General features: G+C 72.2%; 14 protein-coding genes. 9 read left to right on the forward strand and 5 right to left on the reverse strand.

The features are described from left to right. Positions 1-39: 39 nt before the first annotated feature. Entirely contained in the window at positions 40-819 is a 780-nt protein-coding gene (locus BHU15_RS28390) for a phosphatase PAP2 family protein (protein WP_069629783.1), read from the reverse strand. 189 nt (positions 820-1,008) lie between these two features. On the opposite strand from BHU15_RS28390, the gene BHU15_RS28395 reads away from it, so the two are divergent. Next, positions 1,009-1,872 (forward strand): hypothetical protein, encoded by an 864-nt coding sequence (locus BHU15_RS28395; protein WP_401920820.1) that lies wholly within the window; start codon positions 1,009-1,011, stop codon positions 1,870-1,872. A gap of 93 nt (positions 1,873-1,965) precedes the next feature. Here BHU15_RS28395 and disA read toward each other — a convergent pair whose 3' ends face one another. Next, entirely contained in the window at positions 1,966-3,099 is a 1,134-nt protein-coding gene (gene disA, locus BHU15_RS28400) for a DNA integrity scanning diadenylate cyclase DisA (protein ID WP_031230160.1), read from the reverse strand. Between the two features lie 44 nt (positions 3,100-3,143). Next, positions 3,144-4,556, reverse strand: a complete 1,413-nt coding sequence (radA, locus tag BHU15_RS28405; RefSeq protein WP_069629785.1) for a DNA repair protein RadA — start codon at positions 4,554-4,556, stop codon at positions 3,144-3,146. A 155-nt stretch (positions 4,557-4,711) separates the two neighbouring features. On the opposite strand from radA, the gene BHU15_RS28410 reads away from it, so the two are divergent. Beyond that, the gene (locus BHU15_RS28410; RefSeq protein ID WP_069629786.1) at positions 4,712-6,484 is read left to right on the forward strand and encodes a BACON domain-containing protein; all 1,773 of its coding nucleotides are present in this window, start codon (positions 4,712-4,714) and stop codon (positions 6,482-6,484) included. Between the two features lie 27 nt (positions 6,485-6,511). On the opposite strand, the gene BHU15_RS28415 is transcribed toward BHU15_RS28410, so the two are convergent. Continuing rightward, positions 6,512-7,348, reverse strand: a complete 837-nt coding sequence (locus tag BHU15_RS28415) for a DUF3109 family protein (RefSeq protein ID WP_069629787.1) — start codon at positions 7,346-7,348, stop codon at positions 6,512-6,514. A 39-nt stretch (positions 7,349-7,387) separates the two neighbouring features. On the opposite strand from BHU15_RS28415, the gene BHU15_RS28420 reads away from it, so the two are divergent. The 4 genes from BHU15_RS28420 to ilvD all read left to right on the forward strand — a co-directional run bounded on the left by BHU15_RS28420 (position 7,388) and on the right by ilvD (position 11,884). After that, positions 7,388-8,326 (forward strand): Ppx/GppA family phosphatase, encoded by a 939-nt coding sequence (locus tag BHU15_RS28420; RefSeq protein WP_069629788.1) that lies wholly within the window; start codon positions 7,388-7,390, stop codon positions 8,324-8,326. Between the two features lie 108 nt (positions 8,327-8,434). Continuing rightward, on the forward strand, positions 8,435-9,322 hold the full coding sequence (locus BHU15_RS28425) for a sugar phosphate isomerase/epimerase family protein (protein WP_079128431.1): 888 nt from the start codon (positions 8,435-8,437) through the stop codon (positions 9,320-9,322). Further along, a complete protein-coding gene (locus BHU15_RS28430; RefSeq protein WP_023539554.1) occupies positions 9,319-9,930 on the forward strand; it encodes a TetR/AcrR family transcriptional regulator in 612 nt (203 codons plus the stop codon). The genes BHU15_RS28425 and BHU15_RS28430 overlap by 4 nt, the downstream gene beginning before the upstream one ends. A 103-nt stretch (positions 9,931-10,033) precedes the next feature. Then, entirely contained in the window at positions 10,034-11,884 is a 1,851-nt protein-coding gene (gene ilvD / locus BHU15_RS28435; RefSeq protein WP_069629790.1) for a dihydroxy-acid dehydratase, read from the forward strand. A gap of 37 nt (positions 11,885-11,921) precedes the next feature. On the opposite strand, the gene BHU15_RS28440 is transcribed toward ilvD, so the two are convergent. Further along, positions 11,922-14,153 (reverse strand): serine/threonine-protein kinase, encoded by a 2,232-nt coding sequence (locus BHU15_RS28440; RefSeq protein ID WP_069629791.1) that lies wholly within the window; start codon positions 14,151-14,153, stop codon positions 11,922-11,924. A gap of 137 nt (positions 14,154-14,290) precedes the next feature. Between BHU15_RS28440 and BHU15_RS28445 the strand changes: the two genes are divergently transcribed. From BHU15_RS28445 to BHU15_RS28455, 3 genes are all read left to right on the forward strand, one after another. Continuing rightward, positions 14,291-14,638, forward strand: coding sequence for a peptidase (locus BHU15_RS28445; protein WP_069629792.1), 348 nt, complete (start codon positions 14,291-14,293; stop codon positions 14,636-14,638). 79 nt (positions 14,639-14,717) lie between these two features. Continuing rightward, positions 14,718-15,305 carry a hypothetical protein gene (locus tag BHU15_RS28450; protein ID WP_079128432.1) on the forward strand — a complete coding sequence of 196 codons (588 nt, stop codon included), beginning with the start codon at positions 14,718-14,720 and terminating at the stop codon, positions 15,303-15,305. Between the two features lie 41 nt (positions 15,306-15,346). Continuing rightward, positions 15,347-16,110 (forward strand): class I SAM-dependent methyltransferase (locus BHU15_RS28455; protein WP_079128434.1); only part of this gene is annotated, 764 nt, incomplete at its 3' end.

Consider the following 16,110-nt stretch of genomic DNA (forward strand, 5'->3'; position numbering starts at 1 on the left):
CGCCGCTCGTGCCCGCGTGGGCGAGCGGCGGCGGCCCCGCTACCGATGCCGGACGTCGGAGCCGGCCACCGGCCCTTGCCGCGCCTGGTGATCGGGCTCCGAGCCGGGCGCGGCGCCATGCACCGACCCGTACTGCGGTCCGTACCCCGCCCCGTACCCCGGGCCCGCGTCCGCCGCCCAGGGGGCCGCCGGTCCTCGCGCCGGTTCCGGTGCCGGTCCCCGGCCCGCGAACCAGACCACCACACCCGTACGGCTCGTCCGCATGGTCTCGATCAGCGCCCGCGCGGGTCGCGTCAGGGCCAGGACGACGAGCGTCGCGACCAGCCCGCCGAACAGCAGCCCCACGGCCACGTCGTGCGGATAGTGCACACCGACGAAGACCCGCGAGAACGCCGCGAACAGCGCCAGCGGGATCGTCAGGAACGCGATCGCCCGCCAGGCGATGGCGAGCGCGACGGCCGCCGCCGCCGCGATGGTCGAGTGGTTGCTCGGGAACGACCAGTCGCCGACCGGCGGGCACGTCGCGAGCGACGCGGCGGCGCCGGCGACCGCGCGGCACGGGCGTTCCTCCTGCACGGCGCTCTTGAACAGTTCGCTGCCCACGTACGCGACGGCGGTCGCCAGCGGCCCAACTACCGCCACGGCCATGGCGCGTGAGTCCCCGGACCGCCTCCGCCACCAGCTGGCGAGGAACAGCAGGCCCAGGATCACGATCACGGCCTCCGTCCCTATCTCGACGAAGTGCCCTACCCAGGAAGGCGAGTCGTGGGCGAGATCAGTAATGTCGCGGTAAAGCCCGCTGGTGACGGAGGGGTCCATGCTTACGGACCGTACCTTCCTGACTCCTGCTCACGCACCTTGCCCTCGGGGGCCGAACCCCTGACGAAAGTGGCAAGTGGGGTCACTCCGGCGGCCGTAGCGTGATGATGATCCGTAAAACTTGCGAGACGGGCGGCATGTGGGGCGGGAGTTGGCCGTGAACTCTCGTAGAGTTGCGCCGTGGGATCTATGCGCAATCCGGTCGGGCCGCTTCCCTCCTCCATCTACTGGCGACGGAGGGCAGTAGCGGCGACTCTGATCGCGCTGCTCGCGTTGCTTGTCGTATGGGTCGTCACATCCGGTGGTGGTGACGGCGGAAAGAAGCGCGACGACGGCGCGAACGGCGAGGCGCCCGCCCCCTCGATCACCCCCGGACCGTCCGGATCCGGACCCGCCATCAGCGAACAGCCTGGCGGGCGCGACGAGTCGGGCGAGACCGGGGGCAGCGGCGGGAGCGGCGGGAGCGGCGGCGGCGACACGGGCGGTACGGACGCGGGCGCCGACGGCGGCGGCGGTGGCGACAACGGCACTGGCGGTACGGGCGGTTCCACCGGCTCGGGCGGCGGCGCGGCGAGCGGTGGCGGTGGCGGTGGCGACGACGGCGCGGGCGGCAGCAGTACGGGCGAGCAGGTGCCCGTCGGATCGAGCCTCCCCAACTGCCCGGCGAGCGCGCTGAGTCTGAAGCTGGAGAGCCGGAAGGTCGCCTACGAGCCGGGCGAGAAGCCCTCGTTCAAGATCGTGGCCACCAACGGGTCGGCCAAGGACTGCAAGGCGGACCTGGGGCCGAAGTCCGTGGTGCTGACCGTCACCGACTCCGAGAGCGACGAGATCTGGTCCTCCAAGGACTGCCCCAAGATCGGCCCCCTTCTGTTGAAGGTGCCCGCGGGCGGGACCGTCACGCGGACCGTCACCTGGGACCTCACACAGAGCGCCCCGCAGTGCGCCACACCCCCGCCCGGCAAGGCCAAGCCCGGCACGTATCTGGTGGAGGCGGTGGCGCCCGGCGCGACGGTGAAGCAGGGCCAGACGTCGATCCGCCTCGACAAGGACTGAGCGGCCGGGCCGACCTCCGTACAAAGAAGGGCCGCGCCACCGTCGTTGAACAGTGACGCGGCCCTTCCTCGTACGTAAGCGCTTGCCCGTACGTCAGACGTATCGCTCCAGGATCGACGACTCCGCCAGCCGCGACAGGCCCTCGCGCACGCTGCGCGCCCGCGCCTCGCCCACCCCGTCCACCGTCTGAAGATCGTCGACGCTCGCCGCCAGCAGCTTCTGCAACCCGCCGAAGTGCTCGACCAGCCGCTCGATGATGGCGCCCGGCAGCCTCGGCACCTTGGCCAGCAGCCGGTAACCGCGCGGCGAGACCGCCGAGTCCAGCGTCTCGGGCGAGCCGCTGTACCCCAAAGCGCGTGCCACGACGGGCAGTTCCAGCAGCTCGGTGTGGGAGAGCGCGTCCAGCTCGGTCATCGCCTCCGCGACCGTACGGGACCGCTTCGCCGTCGGCTCGGGCACGTAGTCCCGTACGACCAGCTCGCGCTCCGGGTCGACGCCCGCGATCAACTCGTCCAGCTGGAGGGAGAGAAGCCGCCCGTCGGTGCCCAACTCCACCACGTACTCGGCGATCTCCGTGGCGATCCTGCGCACCATCTCCAGGCGCTGCGAGACCGCCGTCACGTCCCGGACCGTCACCAGGTCCTCGATCTCCAGCGCGGAGAGCGTGCCGGCGACCTCGTCCAGCCGGAGCTTGTACCGCTCCAGGGTCGCCAGCGCCTGGTTGGCGCGCGACAGGATCGCCGCCGACTCCTCCAGGACCCGGCGCTCCCCGTCCACGTACAGCGCGATCAGCCGCATCGACTGCGAGACGGAGATCACGGGGAAGCCGCACTGCTTCGACACCCGGTCCGCCGTGCGGTGGCGGGTGCCGGTCTCCTCGGTCGGGATGGAGGCGTCGGGGACGAGCTGGACACCGGCCCGCAGAATCTTGGTGATGTCTTTGTCGAGGATGAGCGCGCCGTCGAGCTTGGCCAGCTCGCGGAGCCTCGTCGCGGTGAATTCCACGTCCAGCACGAAGCCGCCCGTGCACATCGCCTCGACGGTCTTGTCCATGCCGAGGACGATGAGACCGCCGGTGTTCCCCCGGAGGATCCGCTCCAGGCCGTCACGCAGCGCCATGCCGGGCGCCACGGCGCTCAGTGAGGCGCGCATCAGCGCTTCGGTGCCGGATCCACCGGAGCCACCACCGGACTTTCCGGGTGCTGCTGCCCGGTCGTTGGCTGCCACTGCACTCCTCCGGCTCGTACGGATGGGCGAGACCAGGGCAAAGTCTACCGGCGCTCCTTGCCGTCCCGTGGGGCGTCCGCGCGACCCCGGCGCGGAAGCACACTCAGAGCCGCGCCCATATCGGCAACTTCTGTGACCTTCATACCGGCGGGGATCTTCCCCGGATCGGTCGGGACGAGAGCGTGCGTGAAGCCCAGCCGGTGTGCCTCGGCCAGTCTGCGCTGGACGCCCGTGACCCGTCTGACCTCGCCCGCGAGGCCCACCTCGCCGATCGCGACCAGGTTCGTCGGCAGGGGGGTGTCGCTCGCCGCCGAGGCCAGGGCCAGCGCGATCGCCAGGTCCGCGGCCGGCTCCGAGAGCTTCACGCCACCGACCGTCGCGCTGTAGATGTCGCGCTTGCCGAGCGCGCTGATCCGGCCGCGCTGTTCGAGAACGGCCAGCATCATCGAGACGCGGGAGGTCTCCAGGCCCGAGGTGGTGCGCCGGGGCGAGGGGATCTGCGAGTCGACCGTCAGCGCCTGGACCTCGGCGACGAGCGGGCGGCGGCCTTCGAGCGTGACGGTGAGACAGGTGCCGGGGACGGGCTGATCCCGGCGGGTGAGGAAGAGACCGGAGGGGTCGGCGAGACCCGTGATGCCCTCGTCGTGCAGCTCGAAGCAGCCGACCTCGTCCGTCGTCCCGTATCTGTTCTTGACGCCGCGCACCAGCCGCAGCCGCGCGTGCCGGTCGCCCTCGAAGGACAGCACGACGTCCACCAGATGCTCCAGGAGCCGGGGGCCCGCGATGGCGCCGTCCTTGGTGACATGGCCGACGAGCAGGGTGGACATGCCCCGCTCCTTGGAGGTCCGGATGAGCGCGCCGGCGACCTCCCGGACCTGGGCCATGCCGCCGGGCGCCCCGTCGATCTCCGGCGACGCCACCGTCTGTACGGAGTCAAGGATCAGCAGCGACGGCTTGACCGCGTCGAGATGCCCGAGAACGGCGGACAGGTCCGTCTCGGCCGCGAGATAGAGATGGTCGTCGATGGCCTTGATGCGGTCCGCGCGCAGCCGCACCTGGCTCGCCGACTCCTCGCCCGTCACATACAGCGTGCGGTGCTCGGGGCCGGCCGCCTTCGCCGCGACGTCCAGAAGCAGCGTGGACTTGCCGACGCCCGGCTCACCGGCCACCAGCACGACGGCGCCCGGCACGAGGCCGCCGCCGAGGACCCGGTCCAGCTCGTCCACGCCCGTCGAGCGCGCCGTCGCCGTCCGGCCGTCGATCTGGCCGATCGGCAGCGCCGGGGTGCTCACCCGGCCGACCGCCGTCGTCCGTACGGCGGGCGCCCCGTACTCCTCGACGGTGCCCCAGGCCTGGCACTCGGGGCAGCGGCCGAGCCACTTGACGGTGGTCCAGCCGCACTCGGTACAGCGGTAGGACGGCCGGTCCTTGGCGGATTTGGTACGGGCTACAGCCATGGCGCCACCGTATAGGCGACCACTGACAGTCCTTGCCGCGGCGGTCACTTCGCGGCTCGCGGGCGAGGCACGGCCGAAGCGGTCGTTTCACCCGTAATGATGAAAAGTAGGCGAGGGCGGTGAGAGTCGTGCGCTCCCCTGTCTACCGTCGCCGGGTGACGAGCAGCAGACTGGAGCCCCCCGCCTACACCACCGGCGCACACCGTGCGCCCCGTCGCGCGCCCCGATCGGAGTCGGGGACGGACCGGCCGCCCGTGCGGTACGAGCCGTATCTGGACGGGCTGTTCACCTACTGCCTGTCCGTGCTGTGCGACCACGACGCCGCGACCGAGGTGCTGGGCGAGGTCCTGGCCATCTCCGAGCGCCAGTACGGGCGTTGCCCGGCGGGCGACGGCGAGCGCAGGGCCTGGCTGTACGCGCTCGCGCGGTGGGCCTGTCTGCGCAGACTCGGCGAGCGGCGCGGCGGCCGCCCGGGGGCGCACGCCGGCCGCCGCGAGCCGGGCGAGGAGCCCGGAGCCGGTGCGAGGACCGATGTCCCGCCGGAGGTCACCGTCCGCCGACGGCGTGAACTCGCCATGCTGGCCTGGCCCGAGGCCGCCGGTACGACGCCCGAGCAGCGCGAAGCGCTCGAACTGGCCGTACGCCACCGGCTCCGCGCGCGTGACGTCGCCGCCGTCCTGTCCATGGAGGCGCTGCCGGCCCGCGAACTGCTCAACTCCGCCGCCTGCGAGGTCGAGCGCACCAGGGCCGCGCTCGCCGTCGTGGAGACGGGCAACTGTCCCGCCGTCGCCCGGCTCACCGGCGACGACCAGGTGCTGCTCTCGTCCGCGCTCCGGCGCGAACTGGTGCGGCACGTGGACGACTGCCCGCGCTGCCGCCGCGCCGCCGAGCGCGCCGAGGCGGCGGGACCCTGGCCCGGTTCGGCCGCGTCCGCGCGGGCCGCCCGGCCCGGCGCGCCCTCCCCGGCCGCGGCCTCGCCCGCCGTCCTGCCGCTCGTCGAGGCGCCCCGGGCGGCGGCGTACGGCGCGATGACGAACACCCCGCGCTCCCGTGCCACCACCCCGCGCTTCGGCCGGGACGGCTTCCCCATGGACCCCAAGGACCGCGCCGCCCGCCGCGAGAGGCTGCGCGCGCGGGCCGTCACCACCACCGTCGTGGCGACCGTCGTCGCGGCGCCCGTGCTCGCGCTCTGGGCGGCGTACCGGGGCGCTCCGCCGGCCGGCGAGGGCCACGACGGGACGTCGGTCAGCGCCGGTGACGCCGAGCGGCGCGGTGCGCAGGGCGCCCATCCGTACGACAACTACGAGAACGCGGGCAACGCCGAGAACCGGCCCGGCGACCCCTTCGCCACCGGCAGCCGGGACCCGGACGTCTCGGTGGAGGTCATCAGCGACGGCACGGAGTCACCGTCCGTCACGCCACGGCTCTCCGTCACGGCGGAGTCGACCGGCGACCGTACGAGGATCACGCTCACCGCGACCGGCGGCGAGCCCGTCGCGTGGTCGGCCTGGACCAGCGCGTCCTGGCTGCGGCTGAGCCGTACGTCGGGCACGCTCGCCCCCGGCAGGTCCGTCACCGTCCATGTCCACGTGGACCACGCGCGGGAGCCGTCCGGCCCGTGGCGCGCCCGCATCGGGCTGACCCCGACGGGCTCGGTGGTCGCGATCAGCGGTTACGGTGCCAGGCCCCCGTCCTCGTCGAACCCGGACCCGGACCCCGTCCACCCGACACACCCGACCCGCCCCCCGTCCTCACCGCCACCGACCCCGACCGACCCGGGCGGCCCGACGACCCCCACGGACCCACCACCCGGCACGTCCGACCCGACGGACCCGCCGCCGTCGACGGACCCGCCGCCGTCGAGCGACCCGCCCGTTCCGCCGACGGAACCGGGCGGCGACCCGGACACACCGCCGGCGTCGCCGTGAGGGGTGGGGGTGTCAGGCGGTGAGCCGTCAGACCCCGGGCTTCGCGCCCAGCGGCGGGTCCGCCGGGTGCGGAGCCAAGAGGGGGAGCGCGCTCGCCAGGCGGGTCTCGCACAGCTCGACCAGTGCGTCGTACCCCGCCTTGCCCATCAGTTCGGTCAGCTCCGGGCCGTACGTCTTGAACACCGGCTCGCCCGCGCCGTGTGCCGATGTCGCCGAGGTGCACCACCAGTGCAGGTCGTGGCCGCCGGGGCCCCAGCCGCGGCGGTCGTACTCCCCGATCGTCACCTGGAGCACCCGCGTGTCGTCGGGCCGCTCGATCCAGTCGTACGTACGCCGGACCGGCAGCTGCCAGCAGACGTCGGGCTTCGTCTCCAGCGGCTCGCGGTCCTCCCGCAGCGCCAGGATGTGCAGCGCGCAGCCCGCGCCGCCGGCGAAGCCGGGGCGGTTCTGGAAGATGCACGAGCCGTTCCAGCGGCGCGTCTTGCGGGCGCCCTCGTCGTCCGTCTCCGTCCAGCCGCTGTCCGCCCCCACACCGTGGAACTGCCATACCTCCGGCGTGAGGCGCTTCACATGCCCGGCGACCCGCTTCTCGTCGTCCTCGTCCGAGAAGTGCGCCCCCAGCGTGCAGCAGCCGTCGTCGGCGCGCCCCGCCTCGATGCCCTGGCAGCCACTGCCGAAGATGCACGTCCAGCGCGAGGTCAGCCACGTCAGATCGCAGCGGAAGACCTGCTCGTCGTCCGCCGGATCAGGGAATTCCACCCAGGACCGGGCGAAGTCCAGCCCCTTCTCGTCGGGCGGAACCTGCTCGTGCTGCTTCTTGGCGCGGCTGGCTTTGCCCGGCTTCGCCTTGTTCGTCTTTGGCACGGCTCCAGCGTATGCGTGTCGCCGCAGTAGCGTTCGCCCATGAGACTCGGAGTTCTCGACGTCGGATCGAACACCGTCCACCTGCTGGCGGTCGACGCCCACCGCGGGGCGCGCCCGCTGCCCGCCCATTCCCACAAGACCGAGCTGAGACTGGCCGAACTGCTCGACGCGGACGGCGCGATCGGGCCCGAAGGCGTGGAGCGGCTGGTCGCCACGATCGCCGAGGCGCTCGTGGCCGCCGAGGACAAGGGCTGCGAGGCCGTGCTGTCGTTCGCCACCTCCGCCGTGCGCGAGGCGAGCAACGCCGACCATGTACTCGCCCGGGTCAAAGAAGAGACGGACGTTGACCTCCACGTCCTCACCGGCGACGAGGAGGCCCGGCTGACCTTCCTCGCCGCCCGCCGCTGGTTCGGTTGGTCGGCGGGAAAACTGCTGGTCCTGGACATCGGCGGCGGCTCGCTCGAGATCGCCTACGGCATCGACGAGGAACCGGACGCCGTCGTGTCCCTGCCCCTGGGCGCCGGCCGCCTCACCGCCGGCTGGCTGCCCGGCGACCCGCCCGACCCGCAGGACGTACGGGCGCTGCGCCGCCATGTGCGGGCCCAGATCGCCCGTACCGTCGGCGAGTTCACCCGCTTCGGCGAGCCGGACCATGTCGTCGCCACCTCCAAGACCTTCCGGCAGCTGGCACGGATCACCGGGGCGGCGCGCTCCGCCGAGGGGCTTTACGTACAGCGCGGCCTGACCCGTAAATCGCTGGGGGAGTGGGTGCCCAAGCTGACGACGATGACCGCCGCGCAGCGTGCCGGACTGCCCGGTGTGTCGGAGGGGCGGGCGCCCCAGCTGCTCGCGGGCGTGCTGGTCGCCGAGGCGGTGATGGAGCTCTTCGGCGTCGAGGAGCTGGAGATCTGCCCGTGGGCCCTGCGGGAGGGCGTGATCCTCAGGCGGCTCGACCAGCTGCCGACGACGGAGGTCTGAACCGGGGTCCGAGGGGCGCTTCTCATCGACAGGCGGCGGTCCGTTGCACACGTCACTTTCCGCTCCCGCGCCCCCGATGCCGCCCACCGGTGCCCGTACCCTGTCTCCGTGGCAGAAGCAGTGGTACGCGTCCCGGATGCGAAGGTCGCCCTGTCGACGGCCTCCGTCTATCCGGAGTCCACGGCGACGGCCTTCGAGATCGCCGGACGCCTGGGGTACGACGGCGTGGAAGTCATGGTCTGGACGGATCCCGTCAGCCAGGACGTCGAGGCGCTGCGCCGCCTCTCCGACTACCACCGGGTGCCGATCCTCGCCATCCACGCCCCATGTCTGCTGATCACCCAGCGCGTCTGGTCGACCGACCCGTGGACCAAGCTCCAGCGGGCGCGGTCGGCCGCCGAGCGCCTGGGCGCCTCCACCGTCGTCGTCCACCCGCCGTTCCGCTGGCAGCGCCAGTACGCCCGCGACTTCGTCACCGGCATCTGGCGGATGGCCGACGAGACGGATGTGCGCTTCGCCGTCGAGAACATGTACCCGTGGCGCTACCGGGACCGTGAGGTGCTCGCGTACGCCCCCGACTGGGACGTGACGAAGGACGACTACCGCCACTTCACCGTCGACCTGTCGCACACGGCCACCGCCCGCTCGGACGCCATGTCCATGGTCGAGCGCATGGGCGACCGGCTGGGGCACATCCATCTCGCCGACGGAAACGGCTCGGCCAAGGACGAGCATCTGGTGCCGGGCCGCGGCAACCAGCCCTGCGCCGAGCTGCTCGAACGGCTGGCGGGAAGCTCCTTCGACGGCAATGTCGTCATCGAGGTCAACACCCGGCGCGCGATGTCGTCCGCCGAACGCGAGGCCGATCTCGCGGAGGCGCTGGCCTTCACCCGGCTGCATCTGGCATCGGCCTCCACCTCCCAGGCGGCACCGGTGGCCTCGTCGCCCCCGCAGCCCCGCCTGTCCCACGGCCGCCCCCGGATCCGCCGCCCATGACCGACGCGGCCCCCCGCCGCCGAGGCCGCCCCGCCCGCTCCGACGCGGACACCGGACCCGGCGCGCGCGAGCGGATCCTGGAAGCGGCCCGTACGGAGTTCGCCGAGCGCGGCTACGACAAGACCTCCGTACGAGGCATCGCCAAGGTCGCCGGGGTCGACCCCGCCCTCGTACATCACTACTTCGGTACGAAGGAGGAGGTCTTCGGCGCCGCCATCGAGGTCTCCTTCGAGCCGGCGCTGGTTATCCCCACCCTGCTCACCGGCGGTACGGACGGCATCGGCGAGCGCCTGGCGCGCTACTTCATCGGCGTGTGGGAGAACCCGGTGTCCCGCGCCCCGCTCCTCGCGATCGTCCGCTCCGCCCTGACGAACGACGCCGCGGCTGCCATGCTGCGCAAGTTCGTCCTGCGAAGGCTGCTGGAGCGGATCGCGGTCGAACTCGACGTACCCGACCCCACCCTCCGCGCCGAGCTGGCCGCCTCCCACATGATCGGGATCGCGCTCCTGCGCTACGTGATCAAGGCCGAGCCGCTGGCCTCGGTGGAGACCGAGGAGATCGTCCGGCTCGTGGCGCCCACCCTCCAGCGATATCTGACCGAGAGCTGAGCCGGCGTCCCGCATCTCGGACGGACCGTCCAGATCTTGGAGCGGTGGGCGTAGGCTCGAAAAAGTATTTCCACCGATGGATCTGCCGAAGGAGCGAGCGACGATGCCCGAGCTGAGGTCCCGCACTGTCACCCACGGCCGGAACATGGCGGGCGCACGCGCCCTTATGCGGGCGTCGGGCGTAGCCAGCGAGGACATCGGCAAGCCGATCGTCGCCGTGGCCAACTCCTTCACCGAGTTCGTCCCCGGACACACCCACCTCGCCCCCGTCGGCCGGATCGTCTCCGAGGCGATCAAGGCCGCCGGAGCCGTCCCGCGCGAGTTCAACACCATCGCCGTCGACGACGGCATCGCGATGGGCCACGGAGGCATGCTCTACAGCCTGCCGTCGCGCGACCTGATCGCCGACTCCGTCGAGTACATGGTCGAGGCGCACTGCGCGGACGCGCTGATCTGCATCTCCAACTGCGACAAGATCACTCCGGGCATGCTGATGGCCGCGATGCGCCTCAACATCCCCGCGGTCTTCGTCTCCGGCGGCCCGATGGAGGCCGGCAAGGCCACCCTGGTCGACGGCACCGTCCGCAAGCTGGACCTCATCAACGCGATCTCGGACGCCGTCGACGAGTCCGTCTCGGACGAGGACATCCTCCGTATCGAGGAGAACGCCTGCCCGACCTGCGGCTCCTGTTCCGGCATGTTCACCGCCAACTCGATGAACTGCCTCGCGGAGGCCATCGGTCTCGCCCTGCCCGGCAACGGCTCCGTGCTCGCCACGCACACCGCGCGCAAGGCGCTGTACGAGAACGCGGGCACCACGGTCGTCGACATCACCAAGCGCTACTACGAAGGCGGCGACGAGACCGTCCTGCCGCGCAACATCGCCACCCGCGCGGCCTTCGACAACGCCATGGCGCTCGACATCGCCATGGGCGGCTCCACGAACACGATCCTGCACCTCCTCGCCGCCGCCCAGGAGGCCGGTCTGTCCTACGGCCTGGACGAGATCGACGCCGTCTCGCGACGCGTCCCGTGCCTGTCGAAGGTCGCGCCGAACGTCGCGCCCGGCGGCACGTACTACATGGAGGACATCCACAGGGCCGGCGGCATCCCCGCCATCCTGGGCGAGCTGTACCGCGGCGGCCTCCTCAACGAGGACGTGCACTCGGTGCACTCCGACTCGCTCGACGAGTGGCTCAAGACCTGGGACGTGCGCGGCGGTTCACCCTCGGACGAGGCCGTGGAGCTGTGGCACGCGGCGCCCGGCTGCAAGCGCTCGGCGACCGCGTTCTCCCAGTCCGAGCGGTGGGACACGCTCGACCTGGACGCCGAGGGCGGCTGCATCCGCTCGCTGGAACACGCGTACTCCAAGGACGGCGGACTCGCCGTGCTGAAGGGCAACCTGGCCGTCGACGGCTGCGTGGTGAAGACCGCCGGCGTGGACGAGTCGATCTGGACCTTCGAGGGCCCGGCCGTCGTCTGCGAGTCGCAGGAGGACGCCGTCGAGAAGATCCTCCGTAAGGAGATCGCGGAGGGCGACGTGATCGTCATCCGTTACGAGGGCCCGCGCGGCGGCCCCGGCATGCAGGAGATGCTCTACCCCACGTCGTATCTGAAGGGCCGCGGCCTCGGCAAGGCGTGCGCCCTGGTCACCGACGGCCGCTTCTCCGGCGGTACGTCGGGTCTGTCGATCGGCCACGCCTCGCCCGAGGCGGCGTCCGGCGGGACGATCGCGCTGGTGCGGGACGGCGACCGCATCCGGATCGACATCCCGGGGCGTTCGATCGAACTGCTCGTCGGCGACGACGAGTTGGCGGTCCGGCGGGACGCGCTGAACGGTGTGTACGAGCCGGTCTCGCGTGAGCGCAAGGTCTCCGTGGCGCTGCGCGCGTACGCGGCGATGGCGACGAGCGCGGACAAGGGCGCGGTCAGGGACGTCTCCCGACTGGGCTGATGAACTGAGTTCCACGAACCCCGGCACCCGGTGCGAGTCACCAGGTGTCGGGGTTCTCGCTGTCCACGGCGAAGACGGACCCGTCGGGCGCGCCCGCGTAGATCCGGCCGGGCGCGGTCGCGGGGACGGGCAGCGCCGCCATCACGGCGAGCCTGCCCGACGCCAGACGCGGTTTCGTACGGCCGATCAGGGTGCCGTCCGTCGTGTCGACCGTGATCAGCTGCCCGTCGGCGGCGGAGAAGTAGAGCCGGTCGCCCGCCGTCACGACGGGCCCGGACGAGCGGGCGACGTCCGTCTCCAACTGCCAGCGCGCCTTGGGCTTCCCACCCGTACGAGTGGTGTCGACCGCCAGCAGGGTCCCGCCGGACACCAGCAGGTACGCGGTGTCGTCGCGCACGGCCATCTGCGCGCCGGACACCAGGTAGGGCAACGGCGCACGGCGTACGTCCCGGCTCCCGGGGTCGTAGCGCACCACCGCGTCCGTCATCGAGTCCGCGTCGAGGGACGCGAGGAACAGCGCGCCGCGCTCGGTGGTCACCGGCTCCAGGTTCCCGTCGAGCCGCCGCTGCCAGGCCAGCTCACCGGTCTCCGGGTCCACCGCGCTGACCAGCGTGGTGGCGCCGTCCTCCGAGGACTCGGCGGCGTACACGTGACCGGTCTGCCGGCTGTGGACGCCGAGGACGGGGGCGACGTGGCCCGGCAGCCGGTGCTCCCAACGCCGCTTGCCGGTAGCGCCGTTCAGTGCCTCCACCCGTCCGTCGGGCTTGACGACCAGGACGGTGTCACCGGCGTGGTGGACACCCGGGCTGCCCGAGACGTCCGCGCTCCAGACGGGGGTGCCGTCGTCCTTCTCGTACGCCTGGAGGCGGGTGGTCTTCGTCGAGGTGAGGACCGCGTGGACGAGACCGCCGGAGACGACGGGTACGGACGTGGTCCCGGCCTTCGACCCGTGCGACCAGAGCACCCGCCCGTCGGCCGGGTCGAGCCGGGCGGCGGCGACGCCGCGCGTGGAGCAGAGCAGCGCCGCCGAGACGCCCGAGACGCTCGGCGTGTACGAACACGCCGGCGCGGTGCCCCGCTCGGCGGTGTCGCCGATGTCCGTGGCCAGCCACGGGGCGAAGGCCACGTCGGCGGTCGTCGCCGCACCGGAGCCCCGCTGGCCCGACGAGGGTGCCCGGTTGTCGCCGAACCCCTGCGCGGCCCACAGACCCCCGTACACCAGCACCGCGGCGCCGACGGCGAGCGCCGGCCACTTGGCCCGCCGGCGCCGGTCGGCCGCGGTCCTCGGCTCGGCCGCGCCCGCCTTCGTGGCCGTCTTCGGTTCGTGCTTCGCATCCTGCCGCGAAGCGGGGCGCGAGGCCGTCCCGGCCTCCGGCGCGCGCCCGGACGGTGAGTGCGCCCCCACATGGGTGCGCTGCTCGCCGCCCGGCGCCGCCAACGGTCTCTCCAGGGAACGCCGTTGCGCCGGTATGAACGCGTCCGCCTCGTACGAAGGCGGGCTCAGCTCCGCCATGATCTCGTCCGGCGTGGGACGTTTCTCCGGATCCTTGGCGAGACAACGCCCCACCAGCGGCGCCAGATCGGCGGGCAGACCGACCAGATCCGCCTCGTCGTGAACCACCTGGTAGGCGACGATGTACGGGCTGTCCGAGTCGAAGGGCCCACGCCCCGTCGCCGCGTGGACCAGCAGCGACCCCAGCGCGAACACGTCGGCCGCGGGCCCCACTTCACGCGGACGCTGGAACTGCTCGGGCGCCATGTACGGCGGCGAGCCGATCAACTTCCCCGTCTCGGTGCGCAGATCGCTGTCCACCGGCCGCGAGATGCCGAAGTCGATGACCTTGGGACCGTTGTCCGTGAGGAGTACGTTGCCCGGCTTGAGGTCGCGGTGGACGACACCGGCCCGGTGGATGTCCCGCAGCGCCTCGGCGAGCCCCGCCGTCAGCCGCCGCAACTGGGCGGGCGACATGGGTCCGTTGCTCTTGACCTGCTCGGCCAGGGTCGGACCGGGGATGTACGAGGTGGCCATCCAGGGCCGCTCCGCGTCCGGGTCCGCGTCCACGACGGGCGCGGTGAACGCACCGCTGACGCGTCGCGCGGCGGCGACCTCCTGACGGAAGCGGGCCCGGAACTCCGGGTCCGCCGCGTACTGCTGGTGCACCACCTTCACGGCGAGGCGCAGCCCCGACGCGGAGCGCGCGAGATGCACCACGCCCATGCCACCGGAGCCGAGGCAGGCCTCAAGGCGGTAACTCCCGGCGAATTCCATGTATGTGTCCCCCGTGTCGCTTCTGCGAGCGCGACTCACGGAGCCTAGTCGATGGTGCGGCTGTGGCTGAAGAGTGTTGCTAGCCTGCGCGTCGCACAGAGTGAACATTCAACAAGATCGACAAGGGGGAGGCAGCGATGGCTGTTGACGAGGTTGGAGCGGTGGAAGAAGCGGAAGGGACGGAAGTGGTCGCGGAGGCGGGTGCGGACGCCGAGGTGGGAATGCTGGCCGCGACCGGCGTCAGATATCCGGTCGCGCCGGGCTACCGCGTCAATGTGCGCTCGGGTCCGGGGACGAACTACAACGTCGTACGCACTTTGCAGTACAACGCCACGGTACTGATCAACTGCCAGAAGGCGGGCCAGTCGGTGTCAGGGCCGTACGGCACGTCGAAGATCTGGGACAACATCGCCAACGGCGAATTCATCTCGGACGCGTACGTCAAGACAGGCAGTGACGGCTACGTCGCTCCGCGCTGCGCCTGAGCCCTGGCCGGGAACCGGGCCGGTCCGGCCCGGTTCCCGGCTCTCGACCCCGACTCCCGCCGACAGGGATAATCGCCCTGTGAGCCAGAACAAGACCCAGGGCAAGAGCCGGACCAAGAGCGAGGGCCAGCACGAGAGCGTCGGCCCGTACGAGAGCGGCGAAGCCGCCGAAGCCGCCGACGGCGGCCCTCGGCCCGAGCCCCTCCGCTTCTTCGGCACGACCTGGCTCGCCCACGACGGCGGCTACGCGGCGCGCCGCGCCGCCGTCGCCGTCGGCTCACTCGCCGCGGCCGTCGGCGCCTGCCTGTTGCTGCGCTTCGCCTACCAGGGCCTGACGATCGCGGACGCCAGCCCGTTCATCGGCATTCTCGTCATCGTGATGTTCTCGGTGTGCAGCGCCATCGCCTTCCGCAAGACCTGGGAGGGCTTCTCCAAGCGCCCCGTCGACCGCGCCCGTGAGGAACAGCTGCGCAGCCTCAAGGGCATCGGCTTCATCGGCTCACTGGTCGCGTACTTCCTGCGCTCGCTGACCGAGGCGCCGGGGGAGCGGCTGCGGCGTACGGAGTACGAGACGGCAGTGGCGCGCTACGAGCGCCGGCGCACCACCCGCACCGGCAACCCGGCCGCCCGCAGGACGAGCCGCCCCAAGCGCCCCAAGCGCAAGTGAGCCGGGGCCCGTCCGGCGCCCGGGATCCGGCGCGCGACAGGATGGGGTCCATGACCGATCGCGCGCTCTCCTTCGATGTCGTCGCCGACCAGTACGACTCCGGCAGGCCCGGCTACCCACCGGCGCTGTTCGACGCCGTCGAGGAACTGTCCGGCCGCCCCCTCCGAGGCGCCCGTGTCCTCGACGTCGGAGCCGGGACCGGGATCGCCACCCGGCTGCTGCGTGCGCGCGGCGCCGAGGTCATCGCCGTCGAGCCGGGCCCCGGCATGGCCGCGCGACTGCGCCGTACGCAGCCCGACACCCCGCTGGTCAGGGGCTTCGGTGACGCCCTGCCCCTCGCGGACGCGTCCGTCGACCTGATGACGTACGCCCAGTCCTGGCACTGGACCGACCCGTCCCGCTCCGTCCCCGAGGCCCTGCGCGTCCTGCGGCCGGGCGGTGCGCTCGCCCTGTGGTGGAACGTCTCCGACGCCGACGTGCCCTGGGTCGCCGCCCAGGACGAACGGCTGCGCCGGCTCGGCGGCGGCGGAGCCCACGGCTCCGGCGGCCATCGCGCCGAGGGACTGCCGGACGAGCTGCCGCGCGTACGCCGCGAGCTGCGCTGGACGCGGACCGTCCCGCTAGACCTCCACCTCACCAACCTCGGCAGTCACTCCCTCTTCCGTCTGATCGGCGAGGAGGCCACGGCCGCCTGCCTCGCCGGGGAACGCGCCGAACTGCTCAAGGTCTTTCCGGACGGGCTCGTCGAGGAGGCGTACACGGTCCAGCTGATCGTCACACTTCGCCCGCCCGCGTCGTCTGGTAA

Origin of the sequence: Streptomyces niveus (assembly GCF_001723055.1) — a bacterium.
In the GTDB taxonomy this organism is placed as follows: domain Bacteria; phylum Actinomycetota; class Actinomycetes; order Streptomycetales; family Streptomycetaceae; genus Streptomyces; species Streptomyces niveus.

Excerpts from the sequence above, each read along its gene's own strand:
- BHU15_RS28390 (WP_069629783.1), bottom strand. The coding sequence starts at position 819 with ATGGACCCCTCCGTCACCAGCGGGCTTTACCGCGACATTACTGATCTC.
- BHU15_RS28395 (WP_401920820.1), top strand. The coding sequence starts at position 1,009 with ATGCGCAATCCGGTCGGGCCGCTTCCCTCCTCCATCTACTGGCGACGG.
- radA (WP_069629785.1), bottom strand. The coding sequence starts at position 4,556 with ATGGCTGTAGCCCGTACCAAATCCGCCAAGGACCGGCCGTCCTACCGC.
- BHU15_RS28420 (WP_069629788.1), top strand. The coding sequence starts at position 7,388 with ATGAGACTCGGAGTTCTCGACGTCGGATCGAACACCGTCCACCTGCTG.
- BHU15_RS28430 (WP_023539554.1), top strand. The coding sequence starts at position 9,319 with ATGACCGACGCGGCCCCCCGCCGCCGAGGCCGCCCCGCCCGCTCCGAC.
- ilvD (WP_069629790.1), top strand. The coding sequence starts at position 10,034 with ATGCCCGAGCTGAGGTCCCGCACTGTCACCCACGGCCGGAACATGGCG.
- BHU15_RS28440 (WP_069629791.1), bottom strand. The coding sequence starts at position 14,153 with ATGGAATTCGCCGGGAGTTACCGCCTTGAGGCCTGCCTCGGCTCCGGT.
- BHU15_RS28445 (WP_069629792.1), top strand. The coding sequence starts at position 14,291 with ATGGCTGTTGACGAGGTTGGAGCGGTGGAAGAAGCGGAAGGGACGGAA.